General features: G+C 72.3%; 18 protein-coding genes and 1 tRNA gene. 12 read left to right on the plus strand and 7 right to left on the minus strand.

Going from position 1 to position 15,901, the window contains the following annotated elements; genetic code table 11:
* Positions 1-294 precede the first annotated feature (294 nt).
* The 4 genes from NO900_RS04150 to moaA all read left to right on the plus strand — a co-directional run bounded on the left by NO900_RS04150 (position 295) and on the right by moaA (position 3,352).
* A complete protein-coding gene (locus NO900_RS04150; RefSeq protein WP_256407958.1) occupies positions 295-720 on the plus strand; it encodes a universal stress protein in 426 nt (141 codons plus the stop codon).
* Positions 721-725: 5 nt separating this feature from the next.
* Complete coding sequence (locus NO900_RS04155; protein ID WP_256407959.1) at positions 726-1,505, plus strand: MBL fold metallo-hydrolase; 780 nt, start codon at positions 726-728, stop codon at positions 1,503-1,505.
* Between the two features lie 46 nt (positions 1,506-1,551).
* Positions 1,552-2,235 carry a thiaminase II gene (gene tenA / locus NO900_RS04160; protein WP_256407960.1) on the plus strand — a complete coding sequence of 228 codons (684 nt, stop codon included), beginning with the start codon at positions 1,552-1,554 and terminating at the stop codon, positions 2,233-2,235.
* A gap of 112 nt (positions 2,236-2,347) precedes the next feature.
* Positions 2,348-3,352, plus strand: coding sequence for a GTP 3',8-cyclase MoaA (gene moaA, locus NO900_RS04165; RefSeq protein WP_256407961.1), 1,005 nt, complete (start codon positions 2,348-2,350; stop codon positions 3,350-3,352).
* A 49-nt stretch (positions 3,353-3,401) separates the two neighbouring features.
* Here the strand turns inward: moaA and NO900_RS04170 are convergent, their stop codons facing one another.
* Positions 3,402-3,794 (minus strand): DUF1648 domain-containing protein, encoded by a 393-nt coding sequence (locus NO900_RS04170; protein ID WP_256407962.1) that lies wholly within the window; start codon positions 3,792-3,794, stop codon positions 3,402-3,404.
* Positions 3,795-4,030: 236 nt separating this feature from the next.
* Positions 4,031-4,105: transfer RNA gene (locus NO900_RS04175), tRNA-Arg, on the minus strand.
* 102 nt (positions 4,106-4,207) lie between these two features.
* On the opposite strand from NO900_RS04175, the gene NO900_RS04180 reads away from it, so the two are divergent.
* Together NO900_RS04180 and NO900_RS04185 are read left to right on the plus strand one after the other, a co-directional pair.
* On the plus strand, positions 4,208-4,837 hold the full coding sequence (locus tag NO900_RS04180) for an AAA family ATPase (RefSeq protein WP_256407963.1): 630 nt from the start codon (positions 4,208-4,210) through the stop codon (positions 4,835-4,837).
* Positions 4,834-5,286, plus strand: a complete 453-nt coding sequence (locus tag NO900_RS04185) for an RNA-binding domain-containing protein (RefSeq protein ID WP_256407964.1) — start codon at positions 4,834-4,836, stop codon at positions 5,284-5,286. Before NO900_RS04180 ends, NO900_RS04185 begins: the two co-directional genes overlap by 4 nt.
* Positions 5,287-5,321: 35 nt before the next feature.
* Here NO900_RS04185 and NO900_RS04190 read toward each other — a convergent pair whose 3' ends face one another.
* From NO900_RS04190 to NO900_RS04205, 4 genes are all read right to left on the minus strand, one after another.
* Complete coding sequence (locus NO900_RS04190) at positions 5,322-5,909, minus strand: DUF7978 family protein (protein ID WP_256407965.1); 588 nt, start codon at positions 5,907-5,909, stop codon at positions 5,322-5,324.
* A 103-nt stretch (positions 5,910-6,012) separates the two neighbouring features.
* Positions 6,013-6,606 carry a GNAT family N-acetyltransferase gene (locus NO900_RS04195; protein WP_256407966.1) on the minus strand — a complete coding sequence of 198 codons (594 nt, stop codon included), beginning with the start codon at positions 6,604-6,606 and terminating at the stop codon, positions 6,013-6,015.
* Between the two features lie 75 nt (positions 6,607-6,681).
* Positions 6,682-7,602, minus strand: a complete 921-nt coding sequence (locus NO900_RS04200) for a DMT family transporter (RefSeq protein WP_256407967.1) — start codon at positions 7,600-7,602, stop codon at positions 6,682-6,684.
* 202 nt (positions 7,603-7,804) lie between these two features.
* Positions 7,805-8,476: an ArsR/SmtB family transcription factor gene (locus NO900_RS04205; protein WP_256407968.1), complete on the minus strand. Its 672-nt coding sequence runs from the start codon at positions 8,474-8,476 to the stop codon at positions 7,805-7,807.
* Positions 8,477-8,612: 136 nt separating this feature from the next.
* Between NO900_RS04205 and gpmI the strand changes: the two genes are divergently transcribed.
* The 6 genes from gpmI (at position 8,613) to NO900_RS04235 (ending at position 14,916) form a co-directional block, all read left to right on the plus strand.
* On the plus strand, positions 8,613-10,190 hold the full coding sequence (gene gpmI, locus NO900_RS04210) for a 2,3-bisphosphoglycerate-independent phosphoglycerate mutase (protein ID WP_256407969.1): 1,578 nt from the start codon (positions 8,613-8,615) through the stop codon (positions 10,188-10,190).
* Positions 10,191-10,253: 63 nt separating this feature from the next.
* Positions 10,254-11,396, plus strand: a complete 1,143-nt coding sequence (locus tag NO900_RS04215; protein ID WP_256407970.1) for a thiolase family protein — start codon at positions 10,254-10,256, stop codon at positions 11,394-11,396.
* A 47-nt stretch (positions 11,397-11,443) separates the two neighbouring features.
* Positions 11,444-12,031, plus strand: a complete 588-nt coding sequence (locus NO900_RS04220; protein WP_256407971.1) for a DUF655 domain-containing protein — start codon at positions 11,444-11,446, stop codon at positions 12,029-12,031.
* 43 nt (positions 12,032-12,074) lie between these two features.
* Complete coding sequence (locus NO900_RS04225) at positions 12,075-13,013, plus strand: 16S ribosomal RNA methyltransferase A (protein ID WP_256407972.1); 939 nt, start codon at positions 12,075-12,077, stop codon at positions 13,011-13,013.
* 8 nt (positions 13,014-13,021) lie between these two features.
* Entirely contained in the window at positions 13,022-14,302 is a 1,281-nt protein-coding gene (locus tag NO900_RS04230; protein ID WP_256407973.1) for a mechanosensitive ion channel family protein, read from the plus strand.
* On the plus strand, positions 14,299-14,916 hold the full coding sequence (locus tag NO900_RS04235) for a HemK2/MTQ2 family protein methyltransferase (protein WP_256407974.1): 618 nt from the start codon (positions 14,299-14,301) through the stop codon (positions 14,914-14,916). The genes NO900_RS04230 and NO900_RS04235 overlap by 4 nt, the downstream gene beginning before the upstream one ends.
* A gap of 7 nt (positions 14,917-14,923) precedes the next feature.
* On the opposite strand, the gene NO900_RS04240 is transcribed toward NO900_RS04235, so the two are convergent.
* Positions 14,924-15,856 (minus strand): ABC transporter substrate-binding protein, encoded by a 933-nt coding sequence (locus NO900_RS04240; RefSeq protein ID WP_256407975.1) that lies wholly within the window; start codon positions 15,854-15,856, stop codon positions 14,924-14,926.
* Positions 15,857-15,901 lie beyond the last annotated feature (45 nt).

Genomic DNA, 15,901 nt, shown 5'->3' on the forward strand with positions numbered 1-15,901 from the left:
GCTCCCTCCGGTCGCTCACGAGACCGCGGCCTCACGCCTCCCCAGCCTCGCGGCTCCCTTCGGTCGCCGCGTCCCTCGCGCGTGCTCCTCGCGCCCGCTGGGCGCTCGGAGGCACGCGCCGACCGCATCGTCCTTTATCCTCGATGCTCCCCGTCGCTCGCGGTCGGTTTCGTACCACGTCGGCGAGGGGTTTCGACGGGGCCAGTCGGATCCGCTTTTGATCCGATCGACCGCCGTCTCGATCTCCGAGCGCGAGGCCCCATCGTTAATGGGCCGCCCGTCAAACCGTCGGGTATGTACGACGAGATCCTGGTGCCGACGGACGGGAGCGAGGCGGTCGACCGCGCGCTCGATCACGCCCTGCGGCTGGCGAGCGACCACGACGCGACGGTCCACGCGCTGTACGTGGTCGACCGACGGATCGCGACGGCGAACTCGGGCGACCTCCACGACGAGATCGTCGAGGACCTGGAGGCGCAGGGGCGGGAGGCGGTGGGCGCCGTCGCCGAGCGCGCCGAGGCGGCGGGCCTCGCCGTCGAGACGAGCGTCGTGCGGGGGACGCCCGACACGGAGATCGTCTCGTACGCCGACGAGCGCGGGATCGACGTGATCGTGATGAGCCCGGAGGGGAAGTCGCCCCGCGAGCGGATCCGGTCGCTCGGCAGCGTCTCCGACCGCGTCGCCGACGACGCGAGCGTCCCGGTGTTCCTGATCAAGTGACTCGCATGGAGCTCACCGTCCTCGGCTCCGGCAGCGCGATGCCCGTCCCCGACCGCGCGCAGGCGGGCTACCTCCTCGACGACGGCGACCGCTCGCTGCTCGTCGACTGCGGCAGCGGCGTCCTCCAGCGGCTCGCGGCCACCGACACCGGCTACGAGGGCGCCTCGACCGTCCTCCTCACGCACCACCACCTCGACCACGTCGCAGCGCTCCTCCCCCTGCTGAAAGCGCGGTGGCTCGCGGGGGCCGAGCACCTCGAAGTGGTCGGTCCGGCGGGAACGAAGTCGCTCGTCGACGGGCTCCTCGACGTCCACGACTACCTCGACGGGCGGGTCGACCTCGCGGTCCGGGAGGTGTCGGCGGCGCGTCCCTTCGCGGCGGCCGGGTTCGGCGTCGCCGCGCGCGAGACGCGCCACTCGATGGACGGGCTCGCCTACCGGTTCTCGCCCCCGAGTTCCGACGCGGATCCCGCGGACGGCCCGCTCACGCTCTCGGGCGACACCGAGGCGTTCGCGGGGATGGCGTCGTTCGCCGACGGGAGCGAGGTCCTCGTCCACGACTGCTCGTTCCCGGACGGCACCGACGTGTCGAACCACCCGAACCCCACGGCGCTCGGCGAGTCGCTCGCGGGCGTCGACGTCGACACGCTCCTCCTGTCGCACCTCTACCCGCACACGGGCGGCCGGGAGCGCGAGATGGCTCGGAGCGTCCGCGAGGCGGGGTTCGAGGGCGAGGTCGAGGTCGCGAGCGACGGGCTGCGCCTGGCGCTCGCGGACGGTGATTAGTAAGTAATACCACAGACTTATACGCCGGCGCGCCGAGGGGGCGCCCATGGCGTTCAGCGACGACCTGCTGGCGGCGGGGGCGGACATCTGGGCGGCCCAGTTCGAGCACCCGTTCGTCCGCGAGCTGGCCGCCGGCGACCTCGACGAGGCGGCGTTCCGCCGGTGGCTCGAACAGGACTACCGGTACCTCTTCGACTACGCCCGGACGTACGCCGTCGCGGGCGCGAAGGCGAGGGACGAGGCGGCGATGGCGACGCTCCTCGGCGGGGCGGACGCCGTGTTGAACGAGGAGCTCGACCTCCACCGGTCGTTCGCCGGCGAGTACGGCGTCACGCCGGACGAGTTAGCCGCCGTCCGGAAGCGCCCGACCTGCGAGGCGTACACGAGCTTCCTCGTTCGGACGGCGTACGAGCGGCCCGTCCCGGTCGCGGTCGCGGCGCTTTTCCCCTGCATGCGAGGGTATCTCGACGTGGCGGACCACATGGCGGAGCTCGCCGACGCTGAGCACCGGTACACGCCGTTCATCGAGACGTACACGAGCGACGCGTTCCGCGCCGAGACCGCGTCGATTGGCGACCTCCTCGACGACTACGGGGAGACGTACCCCGAACACCGAGAGGCGATGCGCGAGGCGTTCCTCACGAGCGCCCGCCTCGAACTCGCGTTCTGGGAGATGGCGTACGCCGGGGAGGAGTGGGCGACCGAGGCCGTCGACGGAGGGGACCCGTGACCGGGACGCCCGGCGAGGTCGACGCCGCCGGCGAGAGGACGTAACCGCCGAGAGTTACGCGCCGGCGCGATCGACCCGGACCCTTAAGCGATCCCACCCGCTCCGTTCGGACATGACCGGGCCACTCGCGGACGACTTCGGGCGGGAGGTGACGGGGGTGCGGGTCTCGCTGACCGACCGCTGTAACTTCGACTGCGTCTACTGTCACAACGAGGGGCTAGGCGACACGCGGGGGCCGATGGAGCCGAGCGACGACGAGATGAGCGCGGACGACGTGGTCCGCTTCCTGGAGGTCGTCGAGGGGTACGGCGTCGACTCGGTGAAGTTCACCGGCGGCGAGCCGATGCTCCGGCAGGACCTCGAGGAGATCGTCGAGCGCACGCCCGACTCGATGGAGGTGTCGATGACGACGAACGGCACGTTCCTCCCCGGGCGCGCCGAGGATCTGAAGGCGGCCGGGCTCGACCGCGTCAACGTCTCGCAGGACGCGCTCGACCCCGACGACTTCGCGGAAGTGACGAAGTCCGGCGCCTACGAGCAGGTGCTGGAGGGCGTCAGAGCCGCCGTCGACGCCGGGCTCGACCCCGTGAAGCTCAACATGGTCGTGTTCACGCACACCGCGGGCTACGTCGAGGAGATGGTCGAGCACGTCGCCGACAACGAGGGGCTCCAGCTCCAGCTCATCGAGTACATGCCCGAACTGACGGGCAAGCCGGAGTGGAACATCGACATCGGGCGCGTCCACGACTGGCTCGCCGAGGAGGCGGACCGGGTCGAGCACCGCGAGATGCACGACCGCAAGCGGTACTTCGTCGGCGAGGACGCCGACGGCGAGGGCGGCGGCATGGTCGAGATCGTCGACCCCGTCGAGAACGAGGACTTTTGCGCCAACTGCGGCCGCGTCCGCGTCACCCACGAGGGGTACCTGAAGGGGTGTCTCAACCGCAACGACGACCTCCGGTCGATGGGCGAGATGACCCGCGCGGAGATCGCGGAGACGTTCGAGGCGGTCGTGGCGAACCGCGTGCCCTACTACGGCGAGTACCTCGTCGAGAACGACGAGGGCGAGTACGAGATCAACGAGGAGTATCTGGGGACGCCGAGCGTAGCGGACTGAGACGCGAACGTCTCGACTCCGCCGCCAAGGTTAACGGCGCCGACCCTCTCTACCGCGTCTCGAACCAGACGGCCACGGCCACCAGCCCGCCCGCAAGCGCCAGCGCAACGGGGACGATCGGCACGTCGTAGCCGAGGTTGACCCCGAACACCATCAGCTGCACGACGAACAGCAGGATCATCGCCAGCGAGCCGACGATGCGCTCGCCGACGTCGCTGCCGGTCACCTCGAACAGCACGCTCACGAACACGACGATCGCGGGCATCATCAGGACCGCGATCGGTTTCTCGACGACGTTGTCGGGCTGGCCGGCGGCGTTCCAGTGGATCGCCATCTGATCCGGGAGCGCGCCGTACAGGGCGCCCCCGAGCGCTAACAACGCCGCGGTGACGACCCCGGCGACTAGCTTCTGACGGGCGAGGAATCCGGCTGGAGGGTTCATACCAACTGATGACGCCGGGCTCCGGTAAATACGTTATTCGTGTGAAACGAGTGACGCCCCGGTTCACCCGGTGCGCGTCGTGTCGTCTCGCGGCTTCACGACCACGGCGGGACTCGAATCCCCGTGCCGCTACCCCTCGCTCCGCTCGCGGAGAGCGGACACGGTGGGACTCCCGCGAGCGACCGCAGGGAGCGAGTGGGAGTAAACCGTGTCCGTGAGTGACCGCAGGGAACGAACGGACACGGTGGGATTCGAACCCACGACCATCGGATTAGAAGTCCGACGCTCTATCCTGGCTGAGCTACGTGCCCTCGCCTCGTTCTCTACCGCCCGATATAAAAAACGCCGACGGTTCGAACCGGCCGATCGCGCCAACAGCAGACCTAAGTCCGGCACGGGACTACTCGCCGCCAATGAACGTCATCGGAACCGTCGGGCTCCCCGGGAGCGGGAAGGGGGAGGCGGCGAACGTGGCCGAGGCGGCCGGGATCCCGGTCGTCGTCATGGGCGACGTGATCCGCGCGGAGTGCCGCCGCCGCGGGCTCGACCCCGCCGAGCACCACGGCCGGATCGCGGGGGCGCTCCGCGAGGAGGAGGGCGACGACGCCATCGCCGCCCGCACGCTCCCGCGCATCCGCGAGGCCGCCGCCGAGAGCGACCGCGGCGAGACCGTCCTCGTCGACGGGCTGCGCTCCACCGTCGAGATGGAGCGCTTCCGCGAGGCGTTCGGCGACGGCTTCACGCTCGTCGCGATCCGGGCGCCGTTCGAGCTGCGCGCCGAGCGCCTCGACGCCCGCGGGCGCGACGACTCCGACTCCGATCTGGAGGCGCTCCGCGAGCGCGACGCGCGCGAGATCGACCTCGGCCTCGGCGACACCCTAGAGCGCGCCGACGTCGAGATCGACAACACCGGGACGCTCGACGAGTTCCGGAGCCGCGTCCGGGCGGTGCTGGGGGTCGACGCGGAGCGGGAGGAGGGAGAGGAAGGAGATGCGGGCGAGGGGTCGGCGGCGACCGCGAACGCCGGGGGTGACGGCGCGTGATCTACAGCATCGACGTGCGGATCGAGGTCCTGGTCCGCGACACGGAGGTCACGGACCGAGTCGACGACGCGGTGCGGAACGTGTTCCCGGACGCGGAGCCGGTCCACGAGGACGGTCGGCTCGTCGCCGAGGCGCACACCCTCGACGCCTTCTCGGACGTGCTCCACGAGCAGGAGATCCTCGACACGGCCCGCCGGGTGTTCCTGCGGAACAGCGACGACGAGGGGTTCTCGTTCTCGCTGAAGAAGCAGGCCGCGTTCGAGGGGATCGTCAACTTCGCCGTCGGCGAGTCGGACGAGCTCGGCGAGATCGACGTCGACGTCCGCGTCCGCGAGCCCGACGTCGAGTCGTTCGTCGACTACGTCGCGCCCGAGACCGACGAGGGGCGACCGGTCGATCCCGTCCGGGAGTACGGCGACCGCGTCGAGCCCGACGAGGGCGACTACTGAGCGCCCGGCGCTCGCCGGGCCGCCGTTTCGATCGGTCAGTCGCTCAGCAGCGTCGCGCCCGCGCCGCCGACCGCGCCGAAGGCCGCCGGGTACACCGCGCCGGCGAGGAGGACGGCCGTGACGAGGTCGGGCGCGACCGCCCCGTCGCCGACCGAGTAGCGGAAGAGGAACGCGCCGATCACGGCCGGCGGGAGGTAGCCGACGAGGACGGCCGCGCCGGCCTTCGCGCCGTCCGCCGGCTCACTCGCCCCGGCGACCCGGCTCGCGGCGAGCCCGGCGAGGGTCAACAGGACGGGCGGGACGACGAACAGCAGCGTCAGCGACCCGCCGTCGGCCTGCGAGATGAGGTTCGTGAGCTGCGAGCCGCCGACCAGCGACGGGATCTGCGTGTCGACGAAGTGCCCGTTGTAGAACACCCAGCCGATCGCCTGCCACGTCGGGATCGGGTCCCCGCCGAACAGGTCGGCGAAGAAGTTGAACCCCTCCAGCTGGCTCTCGACCGCCGACCGCTGCGTGAGGTACGCGAACAGGTAGCCGAGCACGTACGCGGCGGCGCCCGCGGCCGCGCCGCCGACGATTCCGCTCGTTGCGTTCGGGCCGCTCGTTCGGTCGGGGACTGACATATACCCCGAGTCGTTTCGGCGGTGGTAAGTGTTTGTTGGCTCGGGACGGAGTGCGGAACGTGGCGTTTCAGAGCTGATTGCGACCGTTCAGACCGATACTGGGTCAGCTCGTCGCCTCGCGCCACTCCGCCCGCGAGACCGTGTAGCGCACCTCGTCGTGGACGCTCCCGTCGGGGAGGGCGAGCGTGTTCCGCAGGCGCCCCTCGCGGCGCCCGCCGAACCGGTCGACGTACCTCTCGACCGCGCGCCGCGAGTTGTCGTTGTCGGGGTGGTGGCTCACGGCGACGACCTCCAGGTCTAAGTCGTCGAACGCGACCCCGACGAGCGCCGCGGCGCGCTCGCCGGAGTACCCCCGGCCCCAGAACCGCTTGCGGAGCCACGTGCCGAGCTCGGCGGTCCGGGTCTCCCAGTCGACGGAGAGGCCGCCGAAACCGGCTATCTCCCCGGCGCCGTCCTCGCCCTCGCGGGGGCGGATGACGTAGCTCGCGGCCTCCCCGCTCTCCCACCGCTCGCGGCCGCGTTCGAGGAACTCGCGGGTCTCCTTCTTCGTCTCGTGGGGGTCCCACGCGACGTGCGCGGTCACCTCGTCGATCCCGGGGTCCGACGAGCAGATCCGGTAGCACGCGTCGAGATCGACGTTCTCGGGTCGCCGGGGCTTCAGTCGCAGCCGGTCCGTCTCGATCGCTTCGGGGAACACGACGGCCCGTCTCGGGGGGCCGACAAAAATGGTTCCCGGGCGTGCGTCGCGGTGGCACGCCGGCGACCGGCGGGCTCAGTCGACGACGCCGTACTCGCGGAGCGCCGACCGCAGCGCGGCCCGCTTCACCAGGGCGAACCCGACGCAGATGATCAGGAAGCCGGCGACCGTGTTGAGCGAGATCACCTCGCTCAGGAAGAGCCAGCCGGCGACCGCGGCGAATATCGGCGCGACGTACGAGACGAGGTTGATCTCGATCGGCCCGAGCCGGTCGAGCAGGTCGAAGTAGATGAGGAAGCCGAGGCCGCTGGCGGCGATCGACAGGTACGCTAGCGCCGCGATCGCCTCGGTGGTCCACGAGACGTCGGCGACCGACTCGCCCAGCCCGGCCGCCAGCAGGTGCATCAGCAGCGCGCCGAGGAGCATCGACCACGCCTCCATCGTCTCGATCGGGAGGTCGGCGTCCGACGCGCGGGTGAGCACCGACCCGAGCGCGAACGAGGCCGCCGCCAGCAGCACGAGGAGCTTCGCGACCGTGCCGCCGCCGGTCAGGTTCCCGGGGTCGGGCGCGGCCAGCACGATCGCCCCGACGAGGCCGACGAGGAGCCCGATCACGCCGACGACGGTCAGGCGTTCGGAGGGGAGGAAGGCGCGCGCGAAGACGGTCGTCAGCACGGGCGAGAGACTGACGATCACGGCCGCGACCGCGCTCGTCACGGCGGGGTCCGTCTCGCCGATGAAGAGGAACGCGTGGTAGGCGGCGATGATCAGCGTCGCGCCCACCGCGACGACCGTCCACTCGTCGCGCCCGCGGGGGACCGGGTCGTCGACGACGTACGCGGCGTACCCGAGCATGACGACGCCGGCGACATCGTACCTGAGCGCGGCGAACAGCACCGGGGGGAAGTACGCCAGCCCGGCCTTGATCGCCATGAACGCGGAGCCCCAGACCGCGGCGAGGATCAGGAACAGCGCGAGGTCCCGTGCTCTGCTCACACGCGTCCTCCTCCGGGCGCGGTCCAAAAGGTTCCGGAAGCGGCCGGCCGTGCGGAGAGGAAGGGTCGGGAGACGGGGACGCGAGGGACCGGGGACACGGGAGACAGGGATGCGAGGGACCGGGGATGCGAAAGACCGGAGGCGACGGGGACGCGGGCGACGGGAGCGCGAGCGGCGAGGGAGAGCGCGGGGCGCCGGCCCGCTACCGGACGCGGTATCGCTCGGCGTCGCCGTCGGCCTCGCGGGCGAGCACGCCGACGTCGGCGAGGCGGCCGAGCGCGTCGCCGACGGCCGCCTCGCGGGCCCCGACCTCGTCGGCCACGGCCGCGGGCGTCCCGTCCGTCTCGATCACCGCGGCGAGGATCGCTGCGTAGAAGCGGCTGTCGGCCTCGGTGCCGAGCCGCTCGTCGATCCGCGCGAGGGTGTCCTCGACCCGGCCCTGCACCCACCGCTGGGCCAGCGAGAGCTCGCGGTCGAGGTCCTGGAGGCGGGCGTACTCGCCCGCGAGGTCGGCGATGTCGTTCGACGCCCCCGAGCCGTCGGGCGCCTCGATGGTGAGGTGGGGACAGCGGCCCGACATGTCGAGGCTGTTCTTGGCGGGGTAGGCGCTCTTCGCGCCGAAGCCGTACGGGGAGACGCTGACCTCCAGCCGGAGGCTGCGGGTGATCCGGAAGTACTTCCGGCGCTGGTCGTCGGTCGTCGACTCGATCAGGCCGGCCTCCTCCAGCTTGCGCAGGTGGTCGATGACGGCCTTCGGGCTCACGTCGAGGTACTCCGAGATCTCCGTGACGTAGCAGGGCTTGGTCGCGAGCAGCCGGAGGATGCGCCGCCGGTTCTCGTTCCCGAGGAGATCGAGCAGTACCGCGGAGTCCATTAACGTATGGTTAGCCTCCGGAGGGTAAAAGGCTGACTTCCGGGCCGCGGTCGGCTCGTTGTCGGGGGATCCGCCGACCGGCGCTCGGAGGCCCCCGGAGCGAAGGGTAGTTACCCCGGGGAGCGGAACGGGGCGTATGGAGACGGCACTCATCGTCCTCGACGGCTGGGGACTCGGGAGCGGCGCTAGCGGGGGCGACGGCGCTGACGGCGAGACGGTCGACCCCTCGGGGCGGCCGGCCGGCCGGGACGCGGTCGCGGCCGCCGACACGCCCGCGTTCGACGACGCGACCGCGCGCGGCGCCGACGGCCGCCTCGTCGTCCACGGGCGGCGCGTGGGGCTCCCCGAGGGCCAGATGGGGAACTCGGAGGTCGGCCACCTGAACATCGGCGCGGGCCGCGTCGTCAAGCAGGCGTACACCCGGATCACCGACGCGCTCGCGGAGGGGTCGCTCTCCGACAACGACGCGATCGCGGGGGCGCTCGAACACGCGAAGTCGACCGGCGGGCGGGTCCACCTCATGGGGCTCGTCTCCGACGGCGGCGTCCACTCCGACGTCGAACACCTGCTCGCGCTGATCGACGCCGCGGCCGACGCGGGGGTGCCGGCGACGACCCACGCGTTCACGGACGGCCGCGACACGGCCCCGGAGATCGCCGACCGCTTCCTCGCCGAGGTGGAGGCGAAGGCCGCGGAGCGCGGGACCGGAGACGTCGCGACCGTCACGGGGCGGTACCACGCGATGGACCGCGACGAGAACTGGGAGCGGACGCGGACGGCGTACGACGCGATCGTCGAGCGCGAGGCGCCGCACGAGGCCGAGACGGCGGTCGAGGCCGCGACCGAGGCCCACGCCCGGGGCGAGACGGACGAGTTCATCGAGCCGACCCTCGTCGGCGACGGGCCGGCGCTCGCCGACGGCGACGCCGTGATCTTCTTCAACTTCCGGGCGGACCGCGCCCGCCAGCTCGTCCGGCTGCTCACCGACACCCGGCCCGAGTGGGCGTTCGAGCTCGACCAGCCCGAGATCCGGATGACGACGGTGACCGAGTACGACGAGACGTTCGACTTCCCGGTCGCGTTTCCGCCGGAGGTCCCCGAGAACACGATCGGCGAGGTCGTCGCCGACGCGGGGCTCACGCAGCTCCGGATCGCCGAGTCGGAGAAGTACCCGCACGTGACCTACTTCCTCAACGGCGGCCGCGAGGTGGCGTTCGACGGCGAGCTGCGCGAGATCGTGGCGAGCCCCGACGTCTCCACGTACGATCAACAGCCGGAGATGTCGGCGCCCGAGCTCACCGACGAGGCGATCGAGATCATCGGGGACGCGGACCCGGACCTGATGGTCCTCAACTACGCGAACCCGGACATGGTGGGCCACACCGGCGACTTCGACGCGGCCGTCGCGGCGGTCGAGGCGGTCGACGCGCAGCTCGACCGGCTCCTCGACGCGGTCGCCGACGCGGGCGGGCACGCCGTCGTGACCGCCGACCACGGCAACGCCGACGACATGGGGACGCCCGAGGACCCCCACACCGCCCACACGTTCAACCCGGTCCCGTTCGTCTACCTGACCCCCGACGGCGACGGCGGCGGGCGCGCGGTCCGCGAGGGCGGCTCGCTCTGCGACGTCGCGCCGACGCTCGTGGAGCTGATCGGGCTCGACCGCCCGGCGGAGATGACCGGCGAACCGCTCCTCGCGGACGGGCCGTAAACCGCGGCCGGATTCCCGGCGGTTCCACGGCCCTTTAAGAACGTCACCGGTCTCTGATCGGTCATGACAGACGAGACCACGCCGGTGATCGCCGCCGCCTACCGGACGCCGCAGGGGAGAGACGGGGGCGTCTACGCCGACACCCGCAGCGAGGACCTCTCGACGCGGCTCATCGACCACGTCCTCGCGGAGACCGGGCTGACGGGCGACCACGTCGACGACCTGATGTGGGGGGTCGCCCAGCAGCGCACCGAGCAGGACAACAACGTCGCCCGGGTCATCGCGCTGCTCTCGGAGCTCGGCGAGTCCGTGCCCGCGACCTCGATCAACCGCTGGTGCGCCTCCTCGATGCAGGCGATCATCTCGGCGTCGGACGCGGTCGCGGCCGGGAACCGCGACTGCGTCATCGCCGGCGGGGTCGAGAACATGAGCCGCGTCCCGATGGACGGCGACGCCTACGAGCACCTCCACCCGGAGCTGTCGGAGGAGTACGACGTCTTCCAGCTCCAGATGGGGATGACGGCCGAGAAGGTGGCCGAGGAGTACGGCGTGAGCCGCGAGGCCCAGGACGAGTACGCCGCCCGGAGCCACCGGCGCGCCGCGGAGGCGACCGACGCCGGCCGGTTCGACGACGAGATCGTTCCCGTGGAGACCGAGGAGGGGCTCGTCGAGGAAGACGAGGGGATCCGCCCCGACACGACGCCCGAGACGCTCGCCGAGCTCCCGCCCGCGTTCACGGGCGACGGGACGGTGACGGCCGGGAACGCCTCGCAGATCTCCGACGGCGCGTCGCTGACGCTGGTGACGAGCGAGGCGTTCGCCGAGGACCACGGGCTCGACGTGCTCGCGGAGGTCGGCGCGAACAACGTCGCGGGCGTCGACCCCACCGTGATGGGGATCGGCCCGGTGCCCGCGACGCGGGGCCTGCTCGACCGCGCCGGGCGGTCGATCGACGACTACGACCTCGTCGAGCTCAACGAGGCGTTCGCCTCCCAGTGCGAGTACTCGCGGCGCGAGCTCGAGATCGACGAGGACGTCTACAACGTCAACGGCGGCGCCATCGCGCTCGGTCACCCGCTCGGCGCCTCCGGGGCGCGCCTCCCCGTCACGCTGCTCCACGAGATGGAGAAGCGGGACGCCGACCGCGGGCTCGCGACCCTCTGCGTCGGCTTCGGGCAGGGGGCCGCGATCGAGTTCTCGCGATAGGTCGACGCGGCAGCGGTTTTTTCACCGTTCGGTGGCGTAAAACGAGTATGAGCGACCCCGACTCCGACGCGCCCGACGCGGCGGACGACGACGGCGGCCCCGTCGCCGTCCTGCTGGACGTGCTCCCGAACGGGCGGCCGGACGACGACCGGCCGCCGTCGCGGAAGACGCCGGTGGCGTACGGCCTCGGGACCGACTCGTTCCGGCTGTACGAGCTCGGACTCGACGAGGGCGCGGACGCGTCGGTGGGCGACCGGGTCGAACTCGACGGCCCCGGGGTCGGCCGGTACCGCGAGGTGGAGTACGACGACCTCACCCGGAACGCGGCCGCGGAGGTGGAGTACGCCGTCGAGGCGATCGTCGACGCCGACGAGAGGCGCTTCGTCGACTTCTACAACGAGGCCGGCCCGATCACGCTCCGGCTCCACCAGCTCAACCTCCTCCCGGGGGTGGGCAAGCAGCTCCGGAACAACGTTCTCGACGAGCGCAAGCGCGGGCCCTTCGAGAGCTTCGAGGAGGTGTCCGAGCGCGTCTCCGGGCTCCACCGCCCGCGGGAGGTGATCGTCGAGCGGATCGTCGAGGAGATCCGCGAGGACGACCTGAAGTACCGGACGTTCGCCGGGCGCGAGGAGTGAGCCGAAACGGGACTTTTACCCGGAACGCCGGCGTATCGCGGCCATGACCGACCTATCGACGGGTGAGACCGCGGGGTACGGGGACCGCGACCCCGACGCCCTCGCGCGGCGGGCCGGGGAGCGCGCGGACCCGGACCGCGACCAGCACTTCCTCGTCGACGACCGCGTGCTCGACCGGATCCCGGGGTACCTCCCCGACGACGCGGACCGGAGTCACCTCCTGGAGATCGGCGGGGGCGCGGGCGCGCTCACCGACCGGCTGCTGGCGGCGATCGTCGCGGAGGACGCCGACGCCTCCGGGAACCGCGACGCGGCCGGCGACCGCGGCGCCGTCCCCGGTCGCCTCTCCGTAATCGAGCGCGACGGGACCTTCGCCGACTTCCTCCGCGAGGAGTTCGCGACCGCGGTCGACGACGGCCGCCTCGACGTGATCGAGGGGGACGCGCTCGATGTCGAGCTCCCGCCCTTTACCGCCTGCGTCGCCAACCTCCCGTACGGCGTCTCCTCGGAGATCGCCTTCCGGCTGCTGCCGGCGAAGAAGCCGCTCGTGTTGATGTTTCAGGCCGAGTTCGCCGACCGGATGGTGGCGTCCGCCGGCGAGTCGGAGTACGGTCGGCTCTCGGTGTCCGCCCAGCACTACGCCGCCGTCGAGATCGTCGAGCGCGTCCCGAAGGAGGCGTTCGACCCGCGGCCCGCCGTCGAGAGCGCCGTCGTCAGGTGTACGCCGCGCGACCCCGACTACGCGGTCGGCGACGAGGCGTTCTTCCTCCGGTTCGTGAAGGCGCTGTTCACCCAGCGGCGCAAGACGGTGCGGAACGCGGTCCGGAACACCGGCCACATCTCCGGGCTGGACGAGCCCGAGGCCGTCGTCGAGGCCGCCGACGAGGCGGTGCTCCGCCGGCGGCCCGGCGCGCTGGAGCCGAGCGCGTTCGCCGCGCTGGCGGAGCTGGCCCGCGAGCACGGCGCGCCGACCGAGGTGTGACCGCGCCGATGACGCTCGCAGACGTCGCGCTCGCGATCGGGTCCCTCGCCGCGGCGGCGGGTTCGGTCGCCCCGGTCCCGGAGCTCCTCGCCGCCGGGACCGCCGGCGGTCCCCTCGGCGACCTCTACGGCGCGCTGACCGAGAACGTCAGGCGGACCATCGCCTCGGCGCTGATCGTCGCGGCCGTGCTCGGCGTGCGGGTGCTCACCGCGTGGGCGAAGCGGCGGAACGGGGACATCTCCTCGACGCGGCGGCTGCTGCTCTCGGCGTCCGTCGGCGCCGCCACCGCGGTCGGGGCGCTCTCGCTTCTGTTCGTGTGGGACCGGAGCGGCGCGCTGCTGGGCGCGTTCGAGGCGGCCGCGGTCACGGACCAGCTGTCGAACGTCGTGATCGCGGTGGTGCTCCTGGCCAGCGCCTACGCGATCACCGACTTCCTCGGGGGCGTCATCCGCGAGATATCCGCCGAGAGCAGCGTCCTCACCGACCACCAGGAGGAGGTGGTCCGGCGGCTCACGCAGCTGACGGTGTACACCTTCGCCCTGCTCGTCGTCGTCGGGCTGTTCACCGACAACGTCGGTGGCCTCCTCGTCGGCGCCGGCTTCCTCGGGATCGTGGTCGGGATGGCGGCGCGCCAGACGCTCGGGGCGATCCTCGCCGGGTTCGTGCTGATGTTCTCCCGCCCGTTCGAGGTCGGCGACTGGGTCGAGGTCGGCGACCACGAGGGGACCGTCACGGAGATCTCGATCATGAGCACCCGCCTCCGGTCGTTCGACGGCGAGGTCGTCACGCTGCCGAACGACGACGTGCGCTCGGGGTCGATAATCGACCGGTCGCGCCGGAACCGCCTGCGGATCGAGGTCGAGGTCGGCGTGGACTACGCGACCGACCTCGACCGCGCGGCGGCGGTGATCGAGGAGGCGATCGCCGATATCGACGACATCGCCGCGATGCCGGAGCCGGACGTCGTGACGAAGCGGTTCGACGACTCGGCGGTCGTCCTCGGCGCCCGCTACTGGATCCGGAACCCGAGCATGCGGAAGCGCTGGCGCACCCAGACGGCCGCGATGGGCGCGGTCAAGTCGGCGCTGGAGGACGCGGGCATCGTCATCCCGTTCCCGCAGCAGACGCTCTCGGCGCGGGAGGAGGGGACGTCCGGCCCCCAGCTCGACGCGTCGGTCGAGGGGCGAGCGGCGACGCGCGGCGGCGGGCGGAGCGACGGCGGCGAGCGGGGCGACGGGAGCGGCGACGCGAACGGCGGAGGCGACGGCGGCGAGGGGACGGACGAGTGAGCGACTCGAACGGTCCGGACGCGGCCCCCGACTCCGGGTCCGACCTCGCGGCGCGCCGCGGCGTCGACGACGCGGTCGTCTACCAGCCCGCCGAGGACTCCGGGCTCCTCGCCGAGGCCGCCCTCGAAGCGGCGCGCGGTCGGGTGCTGGAGGTGGGCACCGGCTCCGGCTGGGTCGCGGCGCGGATCGCCGCGGAGCGCGACCTGGACGTGGTCGGCGCGGACCTCAACCCGCACGCGGCGCGGGAGGCCCGCGAGCGCGGCGTCGAGGCCGTCGTCGCCGACCTCTGTGCCCCGTTCCGCGCGGGCGCGTTCGACACCGTCTGTTTCAACCCGCCGTACCTCCCGACCGACCCCGACAACGAGTGGGGCGACTGGATGGAGCGCGCGCTCTCGGGCGGGGAGTCGAGCCGCGAGCTGATCGAGCCGTTCCTCGCCGACGTGGGACGCGTGCTCGCGCCGGGCGGCGTCGTCCTCCTGCTCGTTTCCTCGCTGACGGGCTACGACGAGGTGCTCGCGCTGATCGAGGACGCGGGGTTCGAGGGCGAGCCCGTCGTCGAGGAGTCGTTCCCGTTCGAGACGCTCACCGTGTTGCGGCTCGAACGCCGGGAGTGAGGCGCGCTCACGCGTCGCGCGAGGCCTCGGCCGCCGCCGGGTCGACGCGCCGCACCTTCTCGTCCGATCCCTCGAATCGATCCGGGTGGATCACGGCCGCCAGCGCCTCCAGCGCGTCGACGACGCGGTGGCTGTGGCGGTTCAGGTAGGCGGTGCCGTCCATCGCGTACACCCGACCCTCGCGCGCCGCGGACACGCCGTCGAGCGGCTCGCGGGCCAGCAGGTCGCGGGCCGCGCGCTCGGCCTCGTCGACGTCGGCGGCGCAGGGACCGACCACGACGACCTGCGGGTCGAAGGCGCGCAGGTCGTCGGGATCGATCCTCCGCGACCGCTCGCCCGACGCGACGAGCCCGGGCTCCCCGCCGGCGGTCCGGACCAGATCGGGAACCCAGAGCCCGGCGTGGCGGAGCGGGTCGGTCCAGTCGAGGACGGCGACGCGGGGGCGAGAGCTGCCGGGAGAGGCGGGGTCGTCCGACGGCACCGCGTCGGCGACAGCGTCGATCCGGGCGTCGAGGTCGTCGCGGAGGGCGGCCGCGGCCGCCGGCCGGCCGACCGCCTCGCCGACGCGCTCGACGTTCGCGAGGACGTCGTCGAGGTCGGCGGCGTGGACGTCGAGCACCGCCGCGTCGAGGTCGAGGCGCTCGACCGCGCGGCGCGCGAGCCCCGCGTCGAGCGCGCAGACGGCGCAGACGCCCTGGGTTAAGATCACGTCGGGGTCGGCCGCGGCGAGGCGGTCGCCGTCGAGGTAATACGTGTCGTCGCGGGCGGCGACCCGGTCGAGGTCGCCGGGGTCGCCGTCGAGGTCGCGGACGAGCCCGGTGAGCGTCGGCCGGTCGTCGACCGCGGGCGGGCGGTCGCACTGGTGCGAGACCGCGGCCGGGACCGCGCCGAGCGCGGCCGCCAGCTCGGTGGCGGAGGGAAACAGGGAGACGACGGTCATGGGTACGGATCCGCGAGGGTCGGCTTAACCGTTCGGCCGTGTGTG

The organism is Halorubrum rutilum, assembly GCF_024494565.1.